Consider the following 23603-nt stretch of genomic DNA (forward strand, 5'->3'; position numbering starts at 1 on the left):
GAGGACTGCGGCACATGGGCACCGCAGCCCCTCAAAAGCATCATTATGCCAGCACGCGCGAGAGCCGCACGAGCTCTGGATCGAGTGTCTTGCTGTTATTGACCGCCTCGAAGAGGTTGACCCCCACGACCTGCCCCTCGTTAAAGCTGTAGACCACGTCGGTTACTCCCGAAATGATCGCGAGTGCCGCCTTCTCACCGAGCATCGACGCCTTGATGCGGTCCTCCACCGTCGGCGAGCCGCCGCGCTGAATGTGTCCGAGCACCGAGACGCGCGTATCGATCTGCGTCTTTTCGCCAATGATCTTGCCGATTTCAACGCCCGAGCCCGCGCCCTCTGCAACGACGATGATGCTGTAGCGCTTGCCGCTCTCGTACATCTCCTTCAGCTCAAGACTGATTTCCTCGAGATCGAATGCAACCTCCGGTACGAGGATATACTCCGCACCGCCCGCGATGCCCGACATCATTGCCAGCCAACCCGAGTGACGTCCCATGACCTCGACGATGATGATGCGGCGATGCGCCGACGCCGTATCGCGCAGCTTATTGATCGCATCGACGATCGTATTGCACGCCGTATCGCAGCCAATCGTATAGTCCATGCCCCAGACATCGTTATCGATCGTGCCCGGCAGCCCGACGATCGGCATTCCCGTCTCCTTGCTGAGGAGTGAGCCGCCCGTCAGCGAGCCGTCGCCGCCGATGATCACAAGCCCCTCGATGTTGCGTTTGCGGAGATTCTCGTAGGCCGTCTTGCGCCCCTCGGGCGTCATGAACGTCTTGCTGCGCGCCGTGCCGAGGAATGTGCCGCCGCGCTGGATGAGATCGCTGACGCTGCGCGATGTGAGCTGCTCAATATCATCGTGCACCATACCGCTGTATCCGTTGTGCACACCGTAGACATCGACGCCCTCATAGAGCGCCGTACGCACCACAGCGCGTGCCGCCGCATTCATGCCGGGGCTGTCTCCCCCCGACGTGACGACCGCGATTGCCTTTTTCAGCATAAAACCATCCCCCGTCTCGATCCTGCGCTCACGCGCGTATTGTTCTTGCTCTCTATTCTACGAAAGCACGCATCAAAAGTAAAGACTTTCATAGAAAAAAGAAGGAGGAACTGCCGCACGAAGTTTTCGCTTCGCAGAGCGCTCCCCCAAATATTTTATTCGTATTTCTGTGCGCGGAACTCATCCTCGTTCCATGCCATCACACCGCGCTGATTGGGGAGAATGGCCGGATCAAAAATTGGATTCTTCCCTGCCGCCTTCTGCGCGAAATAGTCCCGCAGTGCCATCCGCGCATAGGGCGCGAGCCGCGTAATCGCGTATAGGTTCGTGAGGCAGATCATCGCCATGAAGAGATCCGCGAGGTTCCAGACGAGCTGGAACGCAGCGACGCAGCCGAAGAACACCATCGCGACCACGGCGGCGCGATAGAGATTGAGCGCCGTCTTTACATTCGCACCGAAAAAGTGGATGTTGATCTCGCCGTAGTAGTAGTTGCCGACGACCGAGCTGAACGCAAAGAGGAAGATCAGAATCGAGAGAAGCGACGAAGCCCACGTGCCGAAGACGCTCGCGAGCGAATCCTGTGCAAGTGCGATGCCACTCACGTCGCCGCCGATCGTGTACTGCCCCGTGAGGAGCACGATGAACGCCGTCGCCGAACAGACAATCCACGTATCGACGTAGACACCGAACGCCTGCACCAGTCCCTGCTTAACAGGATGGGTCACGCTCGCCGTCGCCGCCGCATTCGGGATCGAGCCTTCGCCCGCCTCATTCGAGAACAGACCGCGGCGGATTCCCGTGAGGATCACCGTGCCGATGCCGCCGCCGACCGCCGCCTGCGGACTGAACGCATCGTGCAGGATGAGGGCAAACATCCCCGGCACCGCATCGATGTGCATGATGACAATGGTGAGCGCAATGAGGAGATACATTCCCGCCATGATCGGTACGAGGAACGTCGTAAACGTCGCAATGCGGCTGAGCCCGCCAAAGATCACGAGTGCCGCCAGCACCGAGAGGGCGATGCCCATGATCCACGTCTCCACGCCGAATGCCTTCTCCACCGAGAGCGCAATCGTATTTGCCTGCACCGAGACGTAGATCAGACCGAACGTCACGGAGATCAGCACGGCAAAGAGCTTTGCCACGGCAGGCTGACCGAGCGCATTCTGGATGTAGTAGGCAGGGCCGCCGTGAAAGAGCCCATGTCCACGCGGAATCTTGTAGATCTGCGCGAGCGTGCTCTCCACGAACCCCGTCGCCGTCCCGACAAAGGCAATCGCCCACATCCAGAACACCGCGCCGGGGCCGCCCGTCACAATGGCGATGGCAACGCCTGCGATATTGCCGACGCCGACGCGCGACGCCGTACTGACGCAGAACGCCTGAAACGACGAGATTGCCTTGCGCCCGCTCGGGCGGCGACCGAGATCCCCCGTGAGGAGGCGCACCATCTCGGGCAGCGCACACAGCTGGACGAGCTTCGTCGAGAGTGTGAACCACAGCCCGCAGCCAACGAGGACGACGATGATGATATAAGTCCACAAAAAGTCATTGATCGTCCCCACGGCCGAATTGAGAAAATCCATCGTATCACCCTTTCCTATAAAAACAGTTTCAATAATAAGCGAAAAAAAAGGTTCTTGTCAAATTGCATCCGTGTATTCTTTCATTGTCCAGATAAATAAACCTCCATCAACTAGCGGCATGTGTACGCATAGTATCTTTACTTCTCCTCAAAAAGAGTGTAGAATATCCATAGATGTAAACTCAGGGACAAAAAAACGGGGGATATGTCATGCTGAAAAAAACAAAAATTATCTGCACACAGGGTCCTGCCACGGATCCGGACGGCATCGTCGATGCACTCATCGAGAACGGGATGAACTGCGCACGCTTCAACTTCTCCCACGGTACGCATCCGGAGCATATGGAGCGCATCAAGAAGGTACGCGCCGCTGCGGAGCACGCGGGGAAGGTGATCTCGCTGATCCTCGACACCAAGGGACCGGAGATGCGCCTCGGCGAATTCGCCGCCGGCAAGGTGCACCTCGAGAAGGGCAACAAATTCACGCTCACGTACGACGATGCGCCGGGCGATGAGACGCACGTCAGCGTCAACCACAAGATGCTCTACAGTGAGGTCAAGCCGGGCGACAAGCTCCTGCTCTCCGACGGACTCGTCGAGCTCGTTGTCGATGAGGTGCGCGGCAAGGACATCATCACCACCATCCAGAACAGCGGTGCGATGTCCACGCGTAAGCGCGTTGCAGCGCCCGGTATCGAGCTGAGCCTGCCCGCCATCTCCGAGCAGGACGAGCGCGACATCATCTTCGGCATCGAGAACGACATGGATTTCGTTGCGGCATCCTTCATCCAGCGCCCTGCTGACGTGGAGGAGATCCGCCACCTGATCGCCAAGCACGGCGGCCACATGGAGATCATCCCGAAGATCGAGAACCTCGCGGGCGTCAACAACTTTGACGCGATCCTCGCCGTCTCCGACGGCATCATGGTCGCGCGCGGCGACCTTGGTGTCGAGGTGCCCGCTGAGGATGTGCCCGTCATCCAGAAGGAAATCATCCGCAAGTGCAACGCCGTCGGCAAGCCCGTCATCGTCGCTACGCAGATGCTCGAGTCGATGACCGAGAATCCGCGTCCGACACGTGCCGAGGTCTCCGACGTCGGCAACGCCATCTTCGACGGTGCGGACGCCATCATGCTCTCGGGTGAGACCGCAAGCGGCAACTACCCTGTCGAGGCGGTCAAGATGATGAACACCATCGCCCAGCGCTGCGAGGAGTCGCTTGAGTACGACTCACTCATCCGCTCACGTCAGATCCGTGAGCGTTCCTCCACGACGGATGCCGTCTCCCATGCGACCGTGCAGCTCGCCTACGAGACGAGTGCCACCGCCATCCTCACGCCGACCCAGTCCGGCTACACGACGCGCGTCGTGTCGAAATACCGTCCGAAGGCGACCATCGTCGCCTATGCGCCGAGCCCGATGGTCGCACGCCACATCAACCTGCGTTGGGGTGTCTACTCCATCCAAGGACGCAAGTGGTCGAGCGTCGAGGAGATGATCGAGTCCTGCACCAAGAGTGCTCTCGACAACGGCTATGTCGACCACGGCGACAAGGTTGTCATGGTTGCAGGCATGACCTACAACGAGGGCGGTTCCATCGCCGTCCGCGTCACGACGATCCACTAAACAGAGAAAATTCCCACACCGCAAAACAGTGCTGTGAGAATCGTGAAAGGGCTGGTGTACGAAACAGAACGCTTCGTACACCAGCCCTTATTGATGAAAGGAGCCTCTCTATGGAAATGATTCACAGCGACAACGCCCCCGCCGCCCTCGGCCCCTACAGTCAGGCAATGCGCGTCGGCAGCCTCGTCTACACCTCGGGACAGATCGGCATCGACCCCGCCGCAGGCAAGATCACCGCAACGGACGTGGCAGGGCAGGCAGAGCAGGTCTGCAAGAACCTCGCCGCCGTCCTCAGTGCTGCCGGTACCGACCTCTCGCACACCATCAAGACCACTTGCTTCCTCGCGGACATCGCGGACTTCGCCGCATTCAACGATGTCTATGCCCGCCACTTCACGGGCAAACCCGCCCGCTCCTGCGTCGCTGCAAAGGCGCTGCCGGCAGGTGCACTCTGCGAGATCGAGGTCATCGCCGAGGTATAATCGAGGGGTAATCAATAAAAATGCGGTGATACGAATTTGACATTCGTATCACCGCATTTTTCTATTGCGTTACTCCATCACCATCGGTTCGATATGCTCATCCTTCATAAAGCGGCTGAGCTTCTGCACGCTCGCCATGAGATTGCGGTAGTTCTCCGGCGTCAGCGACTGCGGTCCATCGGAGAGGGCTCGTGCGGGATTCGGGTGCACCTCGATGATGAGCCCATCCGCTCCTGCCGCGATAGAGGCGAGGGACACGGGCTTAATCATGCGCCACTTTCCCGTACCGTGACTCGGGTCGGCAATGATCGGCAGATGCGAGAGGTGCTTGATCGCGGGAATCGCGCTGATGTCAAACGTGTTGCGCGTATAGGTCTCATACGTGCGGATGCCGCGCTCACAGAGAATGACGTTTGGATTGCCCTCATTCATGATGTACTCGGCGGCGTTCAGCCACTCGTCGATGGTCGCTGCGAGTCCGCGCTTCAGCATGACGGGCTTGCCCGCACGTCCGACCGCACGCAGAAGGCCGAAGTTCTGCATATTGCGTGCGCCGACCTGCAGAAGATCGGCGTAGGCGGCGACCGTGTCCACTGCCTCGACCACCGTGACCTCCGTCACAACGGCAAGCCCCGTCTTCTCACGAGCCTCGGCAAGATACTTCAGCCCCTCCTCCTCGAGGCCTTGGAACGCATAGGGCGAGGTACGCGGCTTGTACGCACCGCCGCGAATAAACTGCGCACCGCCCTCCTTGACGAGCTGCGCCGTCTCTAGGAGCTGTTCGCGCGACTCCACAGCGCACGGCCCCGCCATCACCACGGGCGTCCCGTCGCCGATCTTAATGCCGCGGATATCCACCACCGTCGAGGCGGGATGGAACTCGCGGCTCGCGAGCTTGTAGCTCTTCGAGATAGCGACCGTCGTCTCAACGCCGTGCATCGCATCCAGCGGCGTTGCGGCAAGTTTCGTCTTATCGCCGATCACACCGACAATCTTCTGATGCGCGCCCTCCATCACCTTTGCCTCGAGCCCTTTCTCCTCGATAGCACTGATGACCCCCTCAATATCAGCCTGCGTGGCATCTGCATTCATAATAACAACCATCGTAAAACTCCTTTCCCGAATCCCTAAAAATAGCAGTGCTCTCTATTCATTGTGGGCGAGATGCACCGGAAATCGTCCCAGCTCCTTCAGCCAGACGCTTCGCCGTGCGACGGCGGCAATCGCCTTCGCTGAGGCACCGCTGTGCGCATCGAGATCGAAAAAGAAAAGATATGCGCCCAGCTCCGTTCGTGCGGGACGCGACTCAATGCGCGTGAGGTTCACCTCGCGGCGGGCAAACTCACCGAGGACATTGTAGAGTGCCCCCGGCCGCGAACCATCGATCTGTGCCACCAGCAGGATCGTATCGGGTGATGCGAGCGGCAGTATCTCCCGCGCACGCACGACCTCAAAGAAGCGCGTGCAGTTCGCCCCGCTGTCCTCGATCCTGCCCGCGATCTCCACCAGACCATGCAGAGCCCCCGCACGCCGCGTACAGATCGCCGCCGCCCCCGCGTCCAGAGGTGCTGCCCCCACCATCTCCGCCGCGCGTGCCGTGCTCGCCGTCTTGATGAGCTCCGCCTGCGGATAGCGGCGCAGGAGAAAATCCCTGCACTGCGCGATGGGCTGCGCATGGGAGTAGATCGTACGGATCTCCACATCCGCGCGCCGGGCCATCAGATAGTTATGCACGGGCCAGATCACCTCACGCTGCACGCGCAGCACATCCGAGCGCGCGAGCACATCGAGCGTCACAGCGATCGCCCCCTCAAGAGAGTTCTCCACAGGGACAAACGCCGCATCCACCGCACCTGTCTCCACTGCACGAAGGCACGCCCCGATATCGCCATAGCAGACAATCTCGTGATCGAGCCCCTGCCATTCCATGAGATAGCGCGCCGCCGCCTCGCTGTGCGTCCCCACGGGGCCGAGCACCCCCATCGTCTCTCTCACCTGCACGCCCTCCTCTTACAAAAACGATGTACCATATCATACTATATGTACGGCTCGTTGACAAGTCTATTGCGAAACACTTTCATTACTATAGCATCTCCCCCAAGGTTCACCAATATGTTATAATCATTCAAGGAAACAGTAAAGGAGCAGCTATGACCCCAAACGATTATCTGTCCATCCTGCACGTCATCGCAGGCCTCAAGGAGCGTACGCGCCACGCTTGGATGAAATCCGGGCGACAGGAGAGTGTCGCCGAGCACAGTTGGCGCATGGCGCTGATGGCGTATTTTCTGCACGACCAGTTCCCCAAAGCCGACCTCACGCGCGTCCTCCTCATGGCGCTCTTGCACGACGTAGGAGAGGTATTTACAGGCGACATCCCAACCTTTGAAAAAACAGACGCCGACCGTGCCCGTGAGCACGAGCTCCGCGACAAATGGATCGCCGCACTGCCCACTCCCTACACGGAGGAGATACGTGCCCTTTTTGACGAGATGGATATGTGTGAGACCGAGGAAGCCCGCCTCCTCAAGGCACTCGACCGCATGGAGGCAGTCATCACGCACAACGAGTGTGGTCCTGCTGCATGGCTGCCCCTCGAATACGACCTGCAGCACACCTATGGCGTGAAAGAGTCAGCGTTCTCTCCCGTGCTCAAAGGGCTGCGCGCAGAGGTAAACCGTGAGGTCGATGAAGTGATCGCATCATTGCAAAAGGAAGATGAAAGATGAAAACGAACTATGGCAATTGGATCTCCGCACCGATGATGAAAACTCTCGCATCCATTGCGGGCGGACTCTACATGTTCACCGCGCTCTATGCGCTCATTTTCGACCACGTGACGGCCCCCTTCTTCATCCTTTTCATTCTCTCCTTCGTCGCAACCGTTGTCGTCATCTATATGTACTACTGCCGCCGTGTATTCGACTTCGAAGGCGGCGGGCTCATGCGCCGCATTCACAGCTATCTGCTCGATCATCTGCCGTGGGACGGCCGCGGCAGGGTGCTTGAGGTCGGCTGCGGCTCGGGCGCGCTCAGCATTGCCGCAGCGAAACGCTTTCCGCTCGCTGCGGTACAAGGCATCGACTACTGGCCGCCAATGTGGAACTATGGGCAGGCACAGTGCGAGACAAACGCCGCCGCCGAAGGCGTCGCAGATCGCTGCACATTTCAGCACGGTGACGCAGCGAAACTCGACTTCCCCGACAATCATTTCGACGCTGTTGTCAGCAACTTTGTTTTTCACGAAGTACGCACGCAAAAGGACAAATTCATGCTCGTTGAGGAAGCTCTGCGCGTACTGAAAAAAGGCGGTGCGTTTGCCCTGCATGACACCTATGGGAACAAGGATATGTACGGCAGCATGGATGAATTCGTTGCCTGCCTCAAACAGCATGGCATTGCCGACGTATCCTACCTCCCGAATACCGAGCGAAACATCCCCATGCCCGCCCTCCTCCGCTTTATGCTGCGCGGTGTCGGCATGCTTTATGGAACAAAGTGACTTGTGCCGTAGACGAACGTTTTACTGTAAATTTCGAAAGGAAACGGTCACCGCATCCATAGAAAGGACGATCACCATGAAACTCTCCACACTGCCCGCTGCCCTCGCTGCCGCCGCTCTCCTCTGCGCCCCCCATTCCTTCGCTGTGCCTGCGCCCGCATCAAAGGACAGTGCACCAAGCATCCCGCGGCCTGCGTTCCCTGCCGAACTCCCGCAGACGAAAGTGATTGACGCGAAACTCGCTGCGAGTCTGCCCTTTGCTCTTCCCGCCCCACATCTCGACATTCTCACCGTCCCCACACAGCCCCCCGCCGAGGTCACCATCCTCGGTGAGCCCACTGCATCCGAGGAGCAGATGCTCGCCTGCCTCCTCGCCCGCAACCCAAAGCCAAAGCTCACGGGCTCTCCCAAGGAACTTGTCCATGCCTACTACGAGGAAGCAGAGCGCGAGGGCATCCGCCCCGACGTCGCCCTCGCACAGGCGTACAAAGAAACGGGCTTCTTCGCCTACGGCGGCGACGTGGACTGGCGGCAGAACAACTTCTGCGGACTCGGCGCAACGGGGAACGGCGCAAAGGGACTCTCCTTCCCCGACATGCGCACGGGCGCGCGCGCGCACATCCAGCATCTCCTCGCCTACGCAAGCACAACGCCGCCGCACAGCCCCATTGTTGATCCGCGCTATGACCTTCTCCGCACAAAACGCCCCGACATCTTCGGCAAACTCACGCACTGGGTACAGCTCAACGGCGTCTGGGCCGTCCCCGGCACCACCTACGGACAAGGCATCCTCGCCATCCGTGACCGCGCTGCTCTCCCTGACGGCTCCGACATCGCCCTCCACGCCGCGAATGCGCGCATCATGCAGGCAGCCGACGCTGACAGCTACATCTATCGCGGCCTCGTCTACCTCCACCGCGGCGACCTCCCCGCCGCGCGTGCCGACTTCACCGCCGCACAGAAACGCAATACACGTCGCCCCGAGCCATACCTTGGCATCGCCCTCACCCATACCGCAGAGGGCAGCACCAAGGAAGCTCGCCGCGCCTACGAAGCATACCTGAAACTCGCGCCCGACGATGCGGGCGCACGCTACAACTACGGACTCACCCTCCTCGCAGAAAACGCCGCAGCAAAGACCCTCCCCGTCCTGCGCGACGCCATCCATCGTGACGCTGCGAATGCCGACGCACAGAACGCCCTCGCCGTCGCCCTCATCCACACGAAAGACTACACGGGCGCATGGAAAACCCTCGCAGGTGCCGCCGCCATCGCCCCCGCAAACACCGACATCCTCGTGAATCAAATTCTCCTGCAGGCATGTCTAAAGGACATAAGCGACAAGAAGGGGAAAAAGAAATAATATCCTTGAGAATTACCGATAAAATGAAGTTCATCAGATTAGCGAAGATTTTTGGTCCGATTCGGGCAGAAAACTAACGGGGGTGTGCTTATCTTTAGCACACCCCCATTTTTTTGTATTTTCGATTCTCCCAATCCGGCCTCGGTTCAAAATCATCCATTGCAAATACCGCCGTGACAAGCTCAAATACCGTCAGCGACACGCCGCCTTGGTTCACATTCTCGAATACTTGGCATACGGCTTCCTTTGGTGTTTCCTTGTCCAGCGTAATGACAGGAATTTGATAGTGTGATACCGTTTGAATAATTTCACTCATGAACGTGAGATATTCTTGGCAGACAGATGGATCTGCCTGATAATATTACATATATCCGATTTGCCACTGCGTTGCTTTTACGCTGTCCAACATGATATTCAACGGGAACAGCTTATTTTCGTATTCCTTCTCGGCTGTCGATACATCAAGGTCAATCTTCCTGCCGAAATTGGACGTCATTTGTTTATTTTCCGGGACGGAAATAATGGCATCCATACGGTCAACGGAGGGATCAACAGCCTTCGGAATATCTATGTAGTAAAAACGCGTGATAGGATTGCCCTTATCTGTTTTGGTCTTTACCGCACGAGAGCTGCACAAAGAAGAATAGATGGACGTCAGGCGCTGCTGACCGTCCAGTATCAGAAAATCCGGCTTAGCATCGGACTTTGGTGTTCCCTCTATCATACGATACTTGAAATGAACATTGTCGTTGCCATATTCTAAGAACATGGCCGCTCCCACCGGAAAATTTTGTGTAATACTGGCGATAAGGCCGCAAATAATGATTATTATATCATACGCCGCCTGAAATCAAAATCTCTCCATGACACAAAAAACCGTACCAAGGTGTTTCCCTCGTGTACGGTTCTTTTTTTATCGGTACTTTTACTCCACGAGCCGCAGGAGTCCCGGCTGCTCAATGTTCCACTTGTCGTTGCGTTTGCTGAAGAGTGCGGGCATATCGACGCTGACGTGATCGTAGGTCGTGCCGGCCTCATAGCGTGCAGCAAAGGTTTCCTTCATGCCGCCGCTCTCATGCAGTTTCTGATCGTAGGGGAACATGGGGCTTGGAACGACGGCAAAGTCGTCCGGCTGCCCTGGGATGTCATACGCCCAGAAGGTCGCCTCGTTGAGATCCTCGACCTCCTCAAACTTCGGCATCGCCTTGCCGTTCTCGACGGCGGCGTGGTCGGAGCAAACGAGAAGGTGCAGCCCGTACTTCGTGATGATCGGCATGCACAGCTCCGCACCCTTCGTGCGGTCAAAATTCTCGCAAAGGGCGTGATAGTCGTCAAGGAGATCCTGCCATATCGGCTTACTATCGAGCAGTGCGTCGAGGTCGAGATCGTCGTCCTCCTCTTCCTCCGGTTCGGGTTCGGGTTCAGGCTCCGGTGCCGGGGCCGGCTCAAGTTCCGGCTCCGGTTCGGGCAGCTCCGGCTCTGGCTCCGGTGCCGGCAGCTCGGGCTCGGGCTCAGGGGCAGGCAGCTCCGGCTCCGGTGCGGGCTCCTCGGGCGGCGGTGCCGCAGGCCGCTCCCCCGCCTCCGCCAGCGCCGCCTCAAGCTGTGCGATCTTTTCCTTGAGCTGCGTGATCTCGCTCGCGGTCATGCTGTCCTTTGCCGCGACGCTTTTGATCTCGTTCGAGAGACGCTCCGCCTCTTTGCGCAGCCACGCGACATCCTTTTCCACCGCGTCAATCGTGCCGCCCGACTGCCGCCACGCATAGTACGTCGCCACGGAGGCGATCCCGACACTCGCGACGACGAGGACGAACGACAGGATGGTCATAACATCCGCCATCACAGGATGAATAAAGCCTGCCGTCTGCACTGCCACAGACGCCGCTTCTGTTTCCATACATCATCATTCCTTTCCCTTAGGAAGCACTGATAAATTCGGCACTACCATCTTGACGCATCTTTTTTGCCCGTACTTCGGCGGAAAATCCTCCACAGAGCACCACTCTGCGTCCGGTTTTCCACCTCGTTCGGACGAAAAAATCTACGCCAATCTGGTAGACCTCATTTTATCAGTGCTTCCTTGCTCAGTATACACCCCTCATGTATATCTTGTTAATTTCTCTATCATGTGGCAAAATTCCTGCAACAACTCCATAGAAAAAGAGCCGCCCCGCGCGAAGCGACTCTTCTCGTCAAAAATATGATCAGGGATACCGATCAGCATGCACCGGCGATGGCTGCGCCGAGCTTCTTGCTGCCCTCGATCCCCTCGTCGTCCGGCTCGTTCTCGACGATGAAGGTATCGACGAGGTTTGCGCCTGCATCCTTCGTGCGCTCAGACCACGTCTCCATCCAAGCACCTGCGCCCCAGCCCCACGAGCCGAAGAGCACAACGGGCTTGCCGGAGAGCTTGCCGCTGTCCACCGCAGCCGCGAAGAACGGCTCGTACGAGCCCTCCTCGAGCTCCTCTGCGCCCATCGAGGGGCAGCCGAGCGCGAGACCGTCAAAGCTGTCGATCTGATCGACGGAGAAGCTGTCCACCTCGAAGCACTCGACCTCAGCACCTGCGCCCTTTGCGCCCTCGACAACAGCCTCTGCCATCTTCTGCGTGTTGCCCGTGCCGGACCAGTATACAACTGCTACCTTTGCCATGTGAAATCCTCCTCATGAAAATATCTCCTCTGCTCCGCTGCGGCAAGAGCTGCCGTACGGTGCAGATACTCAAGCAGAATCATTCTATGTCTATTATAGCGAAAATACGCATCACTGACAACCGAATCTTTCCTATCTCTAAATAGATAAAATTTTTCAGGAAATAGTTTCTGTGCATCAGAGGGGAGCAGCATCTGCCCACTAAGGTATTCCTCCTTGCAAAATTCCCCTCCCTCATGTACAATACGGATAAATCTCAATCCGAATTTATGGGGTCAAATCTAGGGGAGGTATACTATGTTCACTACGCAGTACATGCGCACAATGCTCGCCGCAGTGACGCTTGGCTTGCTCGTCCTGACGAGCGGCTGTTTCAGCGGCGACGTGAACGTCACAGTCAACAACGACGGCTCTGCCGATCTCAAGACGACGCTCGTCAGTGCGCCGATGCTCGCTCAAATCGTCGAGCAGAGCAAGACGTCCATGCTGGCAAAGAACCCCGACGCGCAGGTCGCGCCCGTCACAAAGGAGAATATGTCGGGCTACGAGATCACGGAGCACTACGACTCGGTGGACAAGCTGTCCGATCAGGAATTCTTCGCCGCACATGACGGCAAGAACACGGGCATTACGGTGAAGAAGAGCCTCTTCTACACGGACTATAACTTTGACCTCCTGTTTGAAGGGAGTCAGAACGGCGGCGGTGCAGGTGCATTCGCGAGCAACATCACGTTCACCTATCAGATGACGCTCCCATCCGCACCATCGAGCTCCAACGCCGACCGCGAGGAAGACGGCGGCAGGACGCTCACGTGGAACCTTGGCAAGACACTCGTCACGGGCGAATCTTCGCCGATTCAGGTCTCGTTCCGCATCTGGAACAAAACGGCCATCATCGGTACGGTCATCGCTGTACTCGTTCTGATCGGCGTGATCGCCTTCCTGATCTGGCGCCGCCGCAAGGGATCCGAGCCCGAGGAGCAGAAGCTGATCGACGGCCCGATCATCGATGTGAAGGCAGAAGAAAAGCACTGATTGCGAATTGAATACGAAAACATCCCTGCTATGCGGCAGGGATGTTTTTTGTGTCAGCCGTAATGTCCGCGACAGGCAAAGATCAAAATGCTCTCGTCCTCAACAAGATAACCAGTCGATGCTCACCATCAATGCGCCGACTCCAAAATCCTGCAAGATTTCCTCGCAGAGGCTCCGGCTTTCCCATGCCGCAAAAGGGATCGCGAACCACTTCTCGGATGAGTTGATTGATACGCTTTAGGATTTTCTTGTCGTTTCTCTGCCAATCGAGATAGTCTTCCCACGCATCAAAATCCCACTGAAGCCTACGCTTTCTCATCATCAATTCTCAATGAGATCATGTTCGACAAAGCGCAGCTTTCCCGCTCGGTATGCTTCCAGCTTTTGTTCGAGATAGTGCAGATTCCGCTCATCATAAAACGGATCCACAGAGACATCAAATGGGATTCGGCGTTCCCGTCCCACTTTCTTGGCAAAGATCGTAAACGCCGCACTCATGGAGAGCCCAAGTTCTGCACAAACCTGCTCCATGTTCTTCTTTACCGCTGCGTCCAGTCGAAAGTTTACATTAACTGCCTGTTCCATCGCACTCACTCCTTTACAAGGATAGAATACGCAAATATAATGATTTTTGCAAGCGTTTTTCTTTATCTTTCATCCACACTGCAAAATCAATCGGACGTGATGAAAGTTCCGCGCAGCAAGGTCTTCCTTCCGAATCCAGAAGTAGATCAGACCGCAGTCGCCGTACATAAGCTCCGTTTCACCGTCCTCGACGGTGCCCATCTGAAACAGCAGCACCCAGCGATCTGCAGCATTTCTCACAAGTTCCGCTTCCTCTTCTTCGGAAAGCTCTTCCTGCATGTCTCCGTCAATGCCCCTGCTGTAGAGTTCGCACTCCGGCTCCATTTCATTCTGAATCTCGTCGGCATAGCCGAGCATCTTCATGGGATTGTCCTCGTGAGCGGCAGCATCGTATCCGAACTCCGCCCGCAGTTCGTTGTAGGTATCCCAATCCACCTCTTTGCCGCAGCTGCGGCTGTATGCAAAAGACGACAGAAGACTGACGGCATCCGCAAAGGTCAGCGCCTGCTCGCCCACGCTCCACTCCTTCGTTTCCTCCGGAATCTGTGTCGGGACAAGCCCCTCCGTCTCGGGGAAATAATAGACGCGTGCATATCCCTCAGACTTTAGTTCAAATCCCCACTCCATCGACACGGTCTCATAGAAGAAGCTGAGCACGCCCGTCTTCGGCAGGAGACCTGTACGGTCATACGGCGCGGCTTCGCCAAGGTTGATCTGCGCGAGAAAGGCAAGCGGGCGGTTCTTCGTCACGCCCTCGAAGTCCGTTCCCTTATAGTGCGGCCAGTCAAAATCTGCGGGCAGATCGGGCGTTCCGTAGAACTTGCTCGCACCGACGGGGAGTTTCTCCTGTGCAGGATGATGCGAGATCGCAATCTCACGCCGCTGCGTGCGTTCAAAGAACGCCGTCACCTCACGGCGCACACGCTCGCGCTCTGCCTCAGCCTCACGCACGAGCTGCTCCACACTCATAGAAACGGGCTCCTCCGCATACCAGCCGTGCTTGTTTTCAACCGCCTCTTGGCACCGCGCCGTCATGCCGCCGGGCTTTCCATAGAAGACGCGCTCGATCTCTGCCTTGCTCTCCGCATCCTCGTCTGCACGCTCCAAATAGCCGAGAGCCAGACGCAGAACACAGAGCTTCGGATACCGATTGACCGCAAAAAAGTACAGGGCATAGCCCATGCGATAGTTCCAGAGCGCATCGCGCTCGGCTTCCGGAGCTTCGTACAGTACCTTGACTGCATCGAAGAAGCTGCGTTCCTCGATGTATTCCTGTGCCGTCTTCATGCTGCCTCCTTTGCCCGCCGATACTGCATAACGAGAATAACGACGAAGAGAGCAAGTCCAACGAGGTCGGTGGTGCTGCCCGGCGCGATCATGAGGAGCCCTGCAGCGATAAGAAGCAGCCGCTCATACGGGCGGCAGTGATCGGCAAGGAAACCGCAGAGCGCGGAGCTGACGGCGATCATGCCGAGGAGGGCAGAGAGCGTGACTGAGACGAGTGCGAGCGGTGTCGCATTAACCATGAGGAGGACGGGCGAGAGGACGAATACATACGGGATGATGAATGCCGCTATCGCCAGTTTTGACGCGTGCACGCCTGTTTTCAGCGCATTTCCTCCGCTGATGCCCGCCCCCGCGTACGCAGCGAGGGCAACAGGCGGCGTGACATCCGCGATGATGCCAAAGTAGAACACGAACATGTGCGCAGCGAGCACAGGGACGCCCATCTGCTCGAGCGCAGGCGCGGCAATGGTCGAAGTGATGACGTAGTTCGCCGTGGTCGGCACGCCCATGCCGAGCACAATCGCCGTAATCATGGTGAAGAACATCGCAGGCAGGAGCATCCCGCCTGCGAGATCAATCAGTCCCGATGCGAGACGCAGGCCGACGCCCGTCTTCGTGACGACGCCAATGATGATGCCCGCCGACGCGCAGGCGACGAGCACGCCGAGCACGCCTTTCGCGCCGCGCTCAAGGCCGTAGACGATCTCGATCGGCTTCATGCGCGTCGATTTGCGCAGCATGGCGCAGAGGATGGAGAGGAAGATGGCGACGAGTGCCGCACGCATGGGCGTATAGCCCGAAACGAGCAGATAGACGATCACGACGAGAGGAATCGCGAGATGCCCGCGTTCCTTCAGGAGCGTCAGTGGATTCGGCAGCTCGGCGCGCGGGATGCCCTTCAGCTTCTTGCGCTTTGCCTCAAAGTGAACGCCGAGCCAAACCCCTGTGAAATAGAGAAGCGCGGGGATCGCCGCCGCCTTGACGACATCGATGTAGGGGACGCCGACGAACTCTGCCATGAGGAACGCCGCCGCGCCCATGACCGGCGGCATCAGCTGTCCGCCCGTGGAGGCCGCCGCCTCGACCGCCCCCGCAAAGTTCGCGTTGTAGCCGAGTTTTTTCATCATCGGGATGGTGAGCGAGCCCGTGCCGACGACGTTCGCGACTGAGCTGCCCGAGACCGTGCCCATCAGCCCGCTCGAGAGAACGGCGACCTTCGCCGGGCCGCCGCTCGCCCAGCCCGCGAGTGCATTGGCGAGGTCGATGAAGAACTTGCCGAGCCCCGTGCTCTCAAGATAGGCACCGAAAAGAATGAAGAGGAAGATAAACGTCGAGGAGACGCCGAGCGGGATACCGAAGATGCCCTCCGTCGTAAAGTAGAGATGTCCGATGAGCTGCTCCGGACTGAGTCCGCGGTGTGCGAGCACGCCCGGCATGTAGGGACCGAGGAAGGCATACGCGATGAAGGCGAGCACGACCGTCACCATCGGCAGCCCCACGACACGCCGCGTCGCCTCGATAACGAGCAGGATGCCGAGTCCGCCGACGACGGCATCCGTGGTCGATACGATCCCTGCACGTGTAATCAGCTCACGGTACTGGATGACAAGATAGGCGGGCGTCGCCGCGCCGAGGACGGCGAATGCGATGTCGATCGGGTGGAAGTAGTGATCCCGCGTCCACGCACGCCGAAAGGGATAGAGGAGATAGGCAAGCGCGAGCCCAAACCCGAGATGAACGGCACGCTGCAGCTGTGCATCGAGCACGCCGAAGATCGCCGTGTAGAGCTGAAAGATGGAAAATGTAATGGCAATCGCCGCAATGATCTTCTTCGGCCAGCCTGTATAGTGGGCGGTGTTGGATTCGCGGTCATACGTTTTGAGTATTTCTTCCGCATTTGCAGCATGGTCAGTCATAGCGTTTTCACATCCTTAAATAATTCTTTCGGCAGCGGCAAGCCCCAAAGATTTTCACGATACATAAAATATTTGCGGAAAAAGAAATACGAGGCCACGATCCGCAGCCCCGGAAATCTTATAATAGGCTTGTATAGAGCGGTGCAGCGACGAGGTCGATGCGCGTGCCGTCAGGACAGCGCTCATAGAGGGGATAGTCCGTGCCGCCCGCCGTAATGGTCAGCTCCGTCCCCACACCTGTGCGCAGGCTCAGCGTGTCATAGTCGCGATCCATATCGAGGATGAAATGCCCATCCTCCTCGTGAAACGTCCCCTCCTCGGGGAGAAAGGGCAGCCCCACGCCGTGTGACTGGTAGCGCGTGCCCGTGAGGTGGAAATGTCCGTCCGGATAGACGGTGAGGAACTCCTCGACGGGCGTCTTCTGCACGGAGTGGATGAACCGCACGGTGAGCGGCGTGCCCTCTCTGCCGATCTCCCGTACGAGGACAGTCGTCTCTCCGCCCGCGTGCATGAGAAGCGCCGGCGCAGAGAGAATATCAAATGCGATGAGGAGCACCGCCGCGGCGAGAGCGATCAGATAGGCTCTCATTTCTCGTTAAAGTACTTCTCCGCCCCCGCATTCATCGGCAGAGACATTCCATCCTCCGCCGTTGCCTTTGTGATCTGCTTGCCGACAGCGTGCGCGGCCTGCAGGCGATCGAGGTTCGAGAAGATCGCCTTCGTGATGCTGTAGCCCATGTCGGCATCCACCGAGGGCCCCGCAACGAGCATCGCCATGACAGAGACCGAGGGGATGTCCTCATTGAATCCGCCGTACGTCCCCGCAGGGATCGTGGTCTTCGTATAGAACGGATACTTTGCGATCAGCGCATCCGCAGCCTTGTCCTCCACGGGGAGGAGACGTACGGGGTTCTGTGAGGCGATATCCTGCACAGACGCCGTCGGATAGCCCGCCGTCAGCACGGCAACATCCACGTTGCCGTCCTTCAGCGCGCTCGCCCCCTCGGCGAACGAGAGGAACTTCGCATCAATATCATCGTAGGAGATGCCGTATGCTGCGAGGATCTGGCGCACATTCGCCTCAACGCCCGAGCCGGCCGCGCCGACCGCGACACGCTTGCCCTTCAGCTCCGAGATGTTCTTGATGCCCGAGGACTGGAGCGTCACAAACTGGCAGGTCTCGGGGTAGAGCGAGGCGATCCCCTGCAGTCCGTCCACCTTCTTGCCGTCGAACATCTCCGTGCCTGTCACGGCATAGTATGTAATATCGTTCTGCACTGTCGCAAGGTCGATCGCCTTGTCGCGCAGCATATTGATATTCGCCACCGACGCGCCCGTACTCTGCGCACTCGCGTTCATCCCCGGGATCTCCTTGTTCAGAATCTCGGCAATCGCGCCGCCGATCGGGTAGTAGGTACCCGCCGTGCCGCCTGTGCCGATGTTCAGGAACTTCTTGCCCGATGCAGAGTCGCCGCCGCAGCCGGTAAGGAGTGCAGCAGAGAATACAAGGACTGCACCTGCCGCAAAAATTTTCTTTACGGTAGAGATGTTCATGTTCTTTCCCTCCTAAAATGAGCGATTTTCCACAAAAAAACGGAATAACAGAAATATAGTAACATAAACGCCGCCCTGCACGCAAGCAGGGCGGCGTTTGTATCGCGGTATACAATCGTGTTCAGAGGGTCTGCCGGCAGGAATCCGGCGTAAAGATCAGCACGCGGTTCGCAAACGAGCACTTGGCATGCATCTGCTCAAAAAGCGCGCCGTCCTTGCGGAACTCCGCCGTCCCTATCAGCAAAAAGCCGGTGCCCATCCCGCGACGGCCCTCGACCTCGTGGCTGCCGAGCGTCAGTGCGAGGCGCGGATGCTCCGCCGCATTGCACTCCGTCTTGCGGAACCCATAGCATGGGATCAGAATCCGCTCATCCTCCGTCACGATGATGTACTTATTCCACGTATTCGCGATATGTGCCTCGTTCTCGGGCGTCACCGACGCCACCGACACAATGCCGTCGTGTTTCAGGCATTCAAAAAATACATCTGTCAGCATCGTTTTCTTCCTTCTTCAATTCTTCACAATCTCTGCCGGCTCGCCGTTCGCCTTGGCGCGCGCAATGCACTCCTTCAGGCGCGCGATATTCTTCACGTGGAGGTCGATCGCAAAGCGGATGCGCTTCTTCTCCTCCTCGGTGAATACAGGGTCCTCGTAGGCAGCGCGGATGCGGACGAGGCGTGCCTCCACGTCGCGCAGCTCATCCTCCATCGGCCGTACATGCTGCAGCGCACAGCCGTAGACCGAACGCATCGCATCCTCGACGTACTGGGCGTAGCCCGGTTCGCCCGAGGCTTTCTCCAGCCACTGTGCGACGTGATAGATCACGTCATAGGGTGACTCACCGCCGTGGATCATGGAGACGATCTCCATCTTTATCTGCTGCTCTTTTCCGTGCGGCTGGCGGATCAGCTCCTCCGCATCCGCCATCAGATGACCTTCTCGCCGTGGTAGCGTTCGCCGCCAATCTCGGGATAGACGCCGTACTCCACCGACCATTCGCATTTGTACTTGATTGCTTGGGCATGGATCGTCTTGATGCGGTCGATGTTCTCACGCACGATCTTGCCCGGGACGCCCGCGACGAGCGAGTTCGGCGGAATGACGGCATTCTCCTTGACCACGGCGCCCGCCGCGATAATCGAGCCGCGCCCGATCTTTGCCCCCGTGAGGACAATCGCGCCCATGCCGATCAGCACATGATCCTCGATTTCGCAGCCGTGGATGCACGCGCTGTGCCCGACCGTCACATAGTCGCCGATGATGCACGGATTATCGTCCGCGACGTGCAGACACGTGAGATCCTGAACATTGGAGCAGACGCCGACCGAGATATAGTTGACATCGCCGCGCGCGACAACCCCCGGCCAGAGGCTCGCGTACTGCCCGAGCCGCACATCACCCGAGAGGAACACCTGCGGCGCGACGAACGCCTCCTCGTGAATCTGCGGCGTAATGCCGTGAAAGGCATGGAATCCGTCTCCTTTGAATGTAAACATAGCAGCTCCTTTCAAACAGATGCGCACAATTTATTTTATCGCATTTCGGACAAAAAGAAAAGCTGGTGATCCTCACCAGCCTGTATTTCCTGCCATTTGGTCGTCGATGCACGACGCGCTCGTGCGCGTCTCTCCCGTGCAGACACTAATCATCCCGCCAAGTCTCAAGGTATCCCTCGCCAAGGCCAGCTAATTCTTCCAAATGTGCCGTATGCCGTTCCCCCCCATTCCCTTTCGAATGTTGGCACACGTACAAGAAATACGAGTGATAATTTACCATATCCCCCGTGCTATTGCAATAGTTCTGCGCCCTCCAGGAAAATTTAATAGAACACAGCATTACGAAAAGACAGACGATTATTTCTTCAAAGGGCAGGCAAAAAAATTCCTTAAAAATCGCGCTGAATTTATCCGTGATTTCCACATCTTCGCTTGACTTCATCGCGCTTCTGCGCCATAATCAACGTATGAATAACTGTTCATACAAAAGCAGAAAGCGGTGATCCATCATGGACTCAGCAGCACAGTCTCATGAATGCGGGTGCGGATGCATGCATGCACAGGCGGAGCGGAGCGCGTACCTGTCCATGCGCATGCGCATCGCGGCGGCAGCGCTGCTCTTTCTCCTCGGCATGCTCTGCGGCGAGGGAACGGCGGGCACCGTTCTCTTTCTCGCGGCATATGTCCTCGTCGGCGCTGATGTTCTCTGCCGTGCCGCTGTGCATCTGCATCGGGGGCATATCTTTGGCGAGCACTTTCTCATGAGCACCGCCACGATCGGCGCACTCGCACTCGGCGACTATGCCGAGGCCGTCGCTGTCATGCTGCTCTACCAGCTCGGCGAGTTCCTTCAGGATCGTGCCGTTCAGCGTGCACGCCGCTCCATCACAGCGCTCATGGACATCCGTCCCGACACGGCGCGCGTCCTCATGGACGGGCGCGAGGAGATCGTACATCCTGCGGCGGTCGCCGTCGGCAGCATGATCCGCATCTATCCGGGCGAGCGCGTGCCGCTCGACGGGACGGTGACCGCAGGCGAGAGCACGCTTGACACTGCCGCACTCACGGGCGAGTCCCTGCCGCGCACCGTGCGTATGGGAGATACGCTTCTCAGCGGCTGCGTCAACATCACGGGTGCACTGACCGTACGCGTCACAGCCGCCTATGCGCAGTCCGCTGCGGCGCGCATTCTGGAGCTCGTGGAGGAGGCGTCGGATAAGAAGTCGCGCACGGAGGCGTTCATCACACGCTTTGCGCGCATCTATACGCCCGTCGTCGTATGCGCCGCTCTCGCCATCGCCGTCCTGCCGCCGCTCGTCATGGGAGAGCCCTTCGCTCCGTGGGTCTATCGTGCACTGACCTTCCTCGTCATCTCCTGCCCCTGCGCCCTCGTCATCTCTGTCCCGCTCACCTTCTTCGCGGGACTCGGGGCAGCATCCCGTGCGGGTCTTCTCGTCAAGGGCAGTTCCTATCTCGACGCGCTCGCCCGTACGGACACCATCGTCTTTGACAAGACGGGCACGCTCACCGAGGGCAGCCTCCGTGTGACGCGCATTCTCCCCGCCGCAGGCACTACGGAAAAGGAGGTGCTCGCCCGCGCCGCCGCCGCAGAGCAGCACTCGTCCCATCCGATGGCGCGGGCCGTCATGCGTGCCTTCGCGGAATGCGGCGGCACCCCTGCGGCTGTCCATGACATCGAGGAGCGGGCGGGACGCGGCATCACCGCGCGCAGCGAAAAGCGCGTCATCTGCATCGGCACTCACGCATACCTCAGCGAGAGCGGTGTCGCCGATCTCCCGCCTGCCGCACCTGCGGGTGCGATCTGGCTCGCCGTGGATGGAGCGTATGCGGGCATGATCTGCGTCGCCGACACGGTCAAGGAGGATGCAGCAGACACCGTCCGCGATCTAAAGGCATGCGGCATCCGCAAGACCGTCATGCTCACGGGCGATGCCCGCCCCGCCGCACAGAGCGTCGCTGCGGCGGTCGACATCGACACGGTATACGCCGAACTCCTGCCGCAGGACAAGGCGGCGCATCTTGAGCGTCTGCTCGCCGCCGAGCGCGCGGGCAGGACACTCGCCTACATCGGCGACGGCATCAACGACGCGCCCGTCCTTGCACGTGCCGACATCGGCATCGCCATGGGCGGCATCGGTGCGGACGCCGCCATCGAGGCGGCAGATGTCGTACTCATGACCGACGAACCGCGCAGGCTCGTCTCCCTCCTCGCCCTCGCACGCCGCACCGTCCGCATCGCACGGGAGAACATCGCCCTCGCCGTCGGCATCAAGGCGGCCGTCCTCCTCCTCGGTGCACTCGGCTGGGCAAGCCTCTGGGCGGCGATCTTCGCCGACGTGGGCGTCACCCTCCTCGCCGTCCTCAATGCCATGCGTGCCATGCGGGCGCAGAAGGACTTCATCCATATTTAAGGAAACACTGATAAATTCAGCACAACCATCTTGACGCATCTTTTTCGCCCGCTTTTCGTTAGCAAATCCTCCACATAGCCCTCGCTATGCGTCCGGTTTGCTGCCTCAATCGGACAAAAAATCTACGCCAATCTGGCTGACCTCATTTTATCAGTGCTTCCTTAAGCAATCTCCCCTCCATACGATATGATAGATAAAGAGATCGTTCTCTGCGGAGGTGCTGATCATGCAAACACAGCGTATCGATGAAAAACTTTCCTTTCTGCACACGGACAATCATCCCGCACGTCAGGCCACGGGACAGGCAGCAGGGCAAAACACAAAAGCTGCACCGACCATCCTCTCCCGTGCCGCCGAGGTCTATATCAGTGCGAAAGGCCGCGAACTGAGTGCAATGGATGCCCCCGATGACCGCCTGACCCCTGCCGAGGCAGCACTCGCCGCCGAACAGAACGAGCTGGATGAGAAACGCGCGAAAAAGGACGAAGCCGCCGCCATCGAGCAGCGCATCGCGACCGACGAGAAGCTCACAGACGACGATAAGGCGCTCCTGCAGAAGGAAGCGGACAAGCTGAAGCGAGCGGGAATGACCGATGAGGATTGGCTCAGCGCATTCTACAAGAAGGGGCGCGAATTAGAACGGCAATACAATGCCGAAGGGCTCACAGGAGAGGATAAGCGACTCATCGGCACACAGATAAGTGAGAACGCAAAAAACATCGGTGAGTTCCAAAATATCATCAAGGAAAAAGCAGAGCATACCGACGCCCTGCGGCGTCAGTCCGTGCAGGAGCGCGCCGACCTCGACGCCGCTGCGGCAAAGGAAAAGGAAAACGCCGCCCCCAAAGAGGACAATGCGACGGCGAACGCCGTCACCTCCCTCACTGCCGCACTGACGAAGAAGGCACTCGATGATGCGGAGAGCAAAGACAAGGACGATGCAGGGCACAAGGATGCAGCCCGCAGCGAATAAATCTTGCACGTTACACGGCTCTCTGATATAATAGAGACATAAAAGGGGCTGTTACATATCCCCCATCGGCTCGCTGCGCTCGCCACTTCCCCCGTTAGCGGG

At 58.4% G+C, this 23603-nt stretch carries 25 protein-coding genes; 8 read left to right on the forward strand and 17 right to left on the reverse strand.

What is annotated here, in order from left to right:
- Positions 1 to 43 precede the first annotated feature (43 nt).
- Positions 44 to 1009 (reverse strand): 6-phosphofructokinase, encoded by a 966-nt coding sequence (gene pfkA, locus HMPREF9166_RS06525; RefSeq protein ID WP_009753197.1) that lies wholly within the window; start codon positions 1007 to 1009, stop codon positions 44 to 46.
- A gap of 155 nt (positions 1010 to 1164) precedes the next feature.
- Positions 1165 to 2601, reverse strand: coding sequence for a sodium:alanine symporter family protein (locus tag HMPREF9166_RS06530; protein WP_009753198.1), 1437 nt, complete (start codon positions 2599 to 2601; stop codon positions 1165 to 1167).
- Positions 2602 to 2810: 209 nt separating this feature from the next.
- On the opposite strand from HMPREF9166_RS06530, the gene pyk reads away from it, so the two are divergent.
- Both pyk and HMPREF9166_RS06540 read left to right on the forward strand, forming a co-directional pair.
- Positions 2811 to 4226 (forward strand): pyruvate kinase, encoded by a 1416-nt coding sequence (gene pyk, locus HMPREF9166_RS06535; protein WP_009753199.1) that lies wholly within the window; start codon positions 2811 to 2813, stop codon positions 4224 to 4226.
- A gap of 110 nt (positions 4227 to 4336) precedes the next feature.
- Positions 4337 to 4708 (forward strand): RidA family protein, encoded by a 372-nt coding sequence (locus tag HMPREF9166_RS06540; RefSeq protein WP_009753200.1) that lies wholly within the window; start codon positions 4337 to 4339, stop codon positions 4706 to 4708.
- A gap of 69 nt (positions 4709 to 4777) precedes the next feature.
- On the opposite strand, the gene aroF is transcribed toward HMPREF9166_RS06540, so the two are convergent.
- Both aroF and pheA read right to left on the reverse strand, forming a co-directional pair.
- Positions 4778 to 5812, reverse strand: coding sequence for a 3-deoxy-7-phosphoheptulonate synthase (gene aroF / locus HMPREF9166_RS06545; RefSeq protein WP_009753201.1), 1035 nt, complete (start codon positions 5810 to 5812; stop codon positions 4778 to 4780).
- Between the two features lie 42 nt (positions 5813 to 5854).
- A complete protein-coding gene (pheA, locus tag HMPREF9166_RS06550) occupies positions 5855 to 6703 on the reverse strand; it encodes a prephenate dehydratase (RefSeq protein WP_009753202.1) in 849 nt (282 codons plus the stop codon).
- A 155-nt stretch (positions 6704 to 6858) separates the two neighbouring features.
- Here pheA and HMPREF9166_RS06555 point away from each other — a divergent pair, with 155 nt between their 5' ends.
- From HMPREF9166_RS06555 to HMPREF9166_RS06565, 3 genes are all read left to right on the forward strand, one after another.
- Positions 6859 to 7437: an HD family hydrolase gene (locus HMPREF9166_RS06555; protein ID WP_039981147.1), complete on the forward strand. Its 579-nt coding sequence runs from the start codon at positions 6859 to 6861 to the stop codon at positions 7435 to 7437.
- Positions 7434 to 8210, forward strand: a complete 777-nt coding sequence (locus HMPREF9166_RS06560; protein ID WP_009753204.1) for a class I SAM-dependent methyltransferase — start codon at positions 7434 to 7436, stop codon at positions 8208 to 8210. Before HMPREF9166_RS06555 ends, HMPREF9166_RS06560 begins: the two co-directional genes overlap by 4 nt.
- 76 nt (positions 8211 to 8286) lie before the next feature.
- The gene (locus HMPREF9166_RS06565; RefSeq protein WP_039981149.1) at positions 8287 to 9573 is read left to right on the forward strand and encodes a glucosaminidase domain-containing protein; all 1287 of its coding nucleotides are present in this window, start codon (positions 8287 to 8289) and stop codon (positions 9571 to 9573) included.
- Between the two features lie 94 nt (positions 9574 to 9667).
- Here HMPREF9166_RS06565 and HMPREF9166_RS12960 read toward each other — a convergent pair whose 3' ends face one another.
- The 4 genes from HMPREF9166_RS12960 to HMPREF9166_RS06580 form a co-directional block, all read right to left on the reverse strand.
- The gene (locus HMPREF9166_RS12960; RefSeq protein WP_009753207.1) at positions 9668 to 9889 is read right to left on the reverse strand and encodes a DUF262 domain-containing protein; all 222 of its coding nucleotides are present in this window, start codon (positions 9887 to 9889) and stop codon (positions 9668 to 9670) included.
- A 45-nt stretch (positions 9890 to 9934) separates the two neighbouring features.
- Positions 9935 to 10405 carry a DUF262 domain-containing protein gene (locus HMPREF9166_RS12965; RefSeq protein WP_371137029.1) on the reverse strand — a complete coding sequence of 157 codons (471 nt, stop codon included), beginning with the start codon at positions 10403 to 10405 and terminating at the stop codon, positions 9935 to 9937.
- Between the two features lie 93 nt (positions 10406 to 10498).
- Entirely contained in the window at positions 10499 to 11467 is a 969-nt protein-coding gene (locus HMPREF9166_RS06575) for a hypothetical protein (RefSeq protein WP_009753209.1), read from the reverse strand.
- 320 nt (positions 11468 to 11787) lie between these two features.
- Positions 11788 to 12222 (reverse strand): flavodoxin, encoded by a 435-nt coding sequence (locus HMPREF9166_RS06580; protein ID WP_009753211.1) that lies wholly within the window; start codon positions 12220 to 12222, stop codon positions 11788 to 11790.
- Between the two features lie 297 nt (positions 12223 to 12519).
- On the opposite strand from HMPREF9166_RS06580, the gene HMPREF9166_RS06590 reads away from it, so the two are divergent.
- Entirely contained in the window at positions 12520 to 13257 is a 738-nt protein-coding gene (locus HMPREF9166_RS06590; RefSeq protein ID WP_009753213.1) for a DUF3153 domain-containing protein, read from the forward strand.
- A gap of 82 nt (positions 13258 to 13339) precedes the next feature.
- Here the strand turns inward: HMPREF9166_RS06590 and HMPREF9166_RS06595 are convergent, their stop codons facing one another.
- The 9 genes from HMPREF9166_RS06595 to HMPREF9166_RS06635 all read right to left on the reverse strand — a co-directional run bounded on the left by HMPREF9166_RS06595 (position 13340) and on the right by HMPREF9166_RS06635 (position 20096).
- Positions 13340 to 13579, reverse strand: coding sequence for a Txe/YoeB family addiction module toxin (locus tag HMPREF9166_RS06595; protein WP_009753214.1), 240 nt, complete (start codon positions 13577 to 13579; stop codon positions 13340 to 13342).
- The gene (locus HMPREF9166_RS06600) at positions 13579 to 13842 is read right to left on the reverse strand and encodes a type II toxin-antitoxin system RelB/DinJ family antitoxin (RefSeq protein ID WP_009753215.1); all 264 of its coding nucleotides are present in this window, start codon (positions 13840 to 13842) and stop codon (positions 13579 to 13581) included. The genes HMPREF9166_RS06595 and HMPREF9166_RS06600 overlap by 1 nt, the downstream gene beginning before the upstream one ends.
- Positions 13843 to 13911: 69 nt before the next feature.
- Positions 13912 to 15129 (reverse strand): YwqG family protein, encoded by a 1218-nt coding sequence (locus HMPREF9166_RS06605; RefSeq protein WP_009753216.1) that lies wholly within the window; start codon positions 15127 to 15129, stop codon positions 13912 to 13914.
- Positions 15126 to 17045, reverse strand: coding sequence for a TRAP transporter permease (locus tag HMPREF9166_RS06610; RefSeq protein ID WP_009753217.1), 1920 nt, complete (start codon positions 17043 to 17045; stop codon positions 15126 to 15128). Before HMPREF9166_RS06610 ends, HMPREF9166_RS06605 begins: the two co-directional genes overlap by 4 nt.
- A gap of 118 nt (positions 17046 to 17163) precedes the next feature.
- Positions 17164 to 17634 (reverse strand): DUF1850 domain-containing protein, encoded by a 471-nt coding sequence (locus HMPREF9166_RS06615; protein ID WP_006690361.1) that lies wholly within the window; start codon positions 17632 to 17634, stop codon positions 17164 to 17166.
- Entirely contained in the window at positions 17631 to 18599 is a 969-nt protein-coding gene (locus tag HMPREF9166_RS06620; protein ID WP_009753218.1) for a TAXI family TRAP transporter solute-binding subunit, read from the reverse strand. The genes HMPREF9166_RS06615 and HMPREF9166_RS06620 overlap by 4 nt, the downstream gene beginning before the upstream one ends.
- A 121-nt stretch (positions 18600 to 18720) precedes the next feature.
- Positions 18721 to 19095: a pyridoxamine 5'-phosphate oxidase family protein gene (locus tag HMPREF9166_RS06625; protein ID WP_009753219.1), complete on the reverse strand. Its 375-nt coding sequence runs from the start codon at positions 19093 to 19095 to the stop codon at positions 18721 to 18723.
- A gap of 15 nt (positions 19096 to 19110) precedes the next feature.
- Positions 19111 to 19527, reverse strand: coding sequence for a hypothetical protein (locus tag HMPREF9166_RS06630; RefSeq protein WP_009753220.1), 417 nt, complete (start codon positions 19525 to 19527; stop codon positions 19111 to 19113).
- On the reverse strand, positions 19527 to 20096 hold the full coding sequence (locus HMPREF9166_RS06635; RefSeq protein WP_009753221.1) for a gamma carbonic anhydrase family protein: 570 nt from the start codon (positions 20094 to 20096) through the stop codon (positions 19527 to 19529). The genes HMPREF9166_RS06630 and HMPREF9166_RS06635 overlap by 1 nt, the downstream gene beginning before the upstream one ends.
- A gap of 551 nt (positions 20097 to 20647) precedes the next feature.
- Between HMPREF9166_RS06635 and HMPREF9166_RS06645 the strand changes: the two genes are divergently transcribed.
- Both HMPREF9166_RS06645 and HMPREF9166_RS06650 read left to right on the forward strand, forming a co-directional pair.
- Positions 20648 to 22528, forward strand: coding sequence for a heavy metal translocating P-type ATPase (locus tag HMPREF9166_RS06645; RefSeq protein WP_009753223.1), 1881 nt, complete (start codon positions 20648 to 20650; stop codon positions 22526 to 22528).
- Positions 22529 to 22754: 226 nt separating this feature from the next.
- Positions 22755 to 23501 carry a hypothetical protein gene (locus HMPREF9166_RS06650; RefSeq protein WP_009753224.1) on the forward strand — a complete coding sequence of 249 codons (747 nt, stop codon included), beginning with the start codon at positions 22755 to 22757 and terminating at the stop codon, positions 23499 to 23501.
- Positions 23502 to 23603: the final 102 nt, after the last annotated feature.

The organism is Selenomonas sp. oral taxon 149 str. 67H29BP (genome assembly GCF_000146365.1).
Lineage (GTDB): Bacteria > Bacillota > Negativicutes > Selenomonadales > Selenomonadaceae > Centipeda > Centipeda felix.

Excerpts from the sequence above, each read along its gene's own strand:
- pfkA (WP_009753197.1), bottom strand. The coding sequence starts at position 1,009 with ATGCTGAAAAAGGCAATCGCGGTCGTCACGTCGGGGGGAGACAGCCCC.
- HMPREF9166_RS06530 (WP_009753198.1), bottom strand. The coding sequence starts at position 2,601 with ATGGATTTTCTCAATTCGGCCGTGGGGACGATCAATGACTTTTTGTGG.
- pyk (WP_009753199.1), top strand. The coding sequence starts at position 2,811 with ATGCTGAAAAAAACAAAAATTATCTGCACACAGGGTCCTGCCACGGAT.
- HMPREF9166_RS06540 (WP_009753200.1), top strand. The coding sequence starts at position 4,337 with ATGGAAATGATTCACAGCGACAACGCCCCCGCCGCCCTCGGCCCCTAC.
- aroF (WP_009753201.1), bottom strand. The coding sequence starts at position 5,812 with ATGGTTGTTATTATGAATGCAGATGCCACGCAGGCTGATATTGAGGGG.
- HMPREF9166_RS06555 (WP_039981147.1), top strand. The coding sequence starts at position 6,859 with ATGACCCCAAACGATTATCTGTCCATCCTGCACGTCATCGCAGGCCTC.
- HMPREF9166_RS06560 (WP_009753204.1), top strand. The coding sequence starts at position 7,434 with ATGAAAACGAACTATGGCAATTGGATCTCCGCACCGATGATGAAAACT.
- HMPREF9166_RS06565 (WP_039981149.1), top strand. The coding sequence starts at position 8,287 with ATGAAACTCTCCACACTGCCCGCTGCCCTCGCTGCCGCCGCTCTCCTC.
- HMPREF9166_RS12960 (WP_009753207.1), bottom strand. The coding sequence starts at position 9,889 with ATGAGTGAAATTATTCAAACGGTATCACACTATCAAATTCCTGTCATT.
- HMPREF9166_RS06575 (WP_009753209.1), bottom strand. The coding sequence starts at position 11,467 with ATGGAAACAGAAGCGGCGTCTGTGGCAGTGCAGACGGCAGGCTTTATT.
- HMPREF9166_RS06580 (WP_009753211.1), bottom strand. The coding sequence starts at position 12,222 with ATGGCAAAGGTAGCAGTTGTATACTGGTCCGGCACGGGCAACACGCAG.
- HMPREF9166_RS06590 (WP_009753213.1), top strand. The coding sequence starts at position 12,520 with ATGTTCACTACGCAGTACATGCGCACAATGCTCGCCGCAGTGACGCTT.
- HMPREF9166_RS06595 (WP_009753214.1), bottom strand. The coding sequence starts at position 13,579 with ATGATGAGAAAGCGTAGGCTTCAGTGGGATTTTGATGCGTGGGAAGAC.
- HMPREF9166_RS06600 (WP_009753215.1), bottom strand. The coding sequence starts at position 13,842 with ATGGAACAGGCAGTTAATGTAAACTTTCGACTGGACGCAGCGGTAAAG.
- HMPREF9166_RS06605 (WP_009753216.1), bottom strand. The coding sequence starts at position 15,129 with ATGAAGACGGCACAGGAATACATCGAGGAACGCAGCTTCTTCGATGCA.
- HMPREF9166_RS06610 (WP_009753217.1), bottom strand. The coding sequence starts at position 17,045 with ATGACTGACCATGCTGCAAATGCGGAAGAAATACTCAAAACGTATGAC.
- HMPREF9166_RS06615 (WP_006690361.1), bottom strand. The coding sequence starts at position 17,634 with ATGAGAGCCTATCTGATCGCTCTCGCCGCGGCGGTGCTCCTCATCGCA.
- HMPREF9166_RS06620 (WP_009753218.1), bottom strand. The coding sequence starts at position 18,599 with ATGAACATCTCTACCGTAAAGAAAATTTTTGCGGCAGGTGCAGTCCTT.
- HMPREF9166_RS06625 (WP_009753219.1), bottom strand. The coding sequence starts at position 19,095 with ATGCTGACAGATGTATTTTTTGAATGCCTGAAACACGACGGCATTGTG.
- HMPREF9166_RS06630 (WP_009753220.1), bottom strand. The coding sequence starts at position 19,527 with ATGGCGGATGCGGAGGAGCTGATCCGCCAGCCGCACGGAAAAGAGCAG.
- HMPREF9166_RS06635 (WP_009753221.1), bottom strand. The coding sequence starts at position 20,096 with ATGTTTACATTCAAAGGAGACGGATTCCATGCCTTTCACGGCATTACG.
- HMPREF9166_RS06645 (WP_009753223.1), top strand. The coding sequence starts at position 20,648 with ATGCATGCACAGGCGGAGCGGAGCGCGTACCTGTCCATGCGCATGCGC.
- HMPREF9166_RS06650 (WP_009753224.1), top strand. The coding sequence starts at position 22,755 with ATGCAAACACAGCGTATCGATGAAAAACTTTCCTTTCTGCACACGGAC.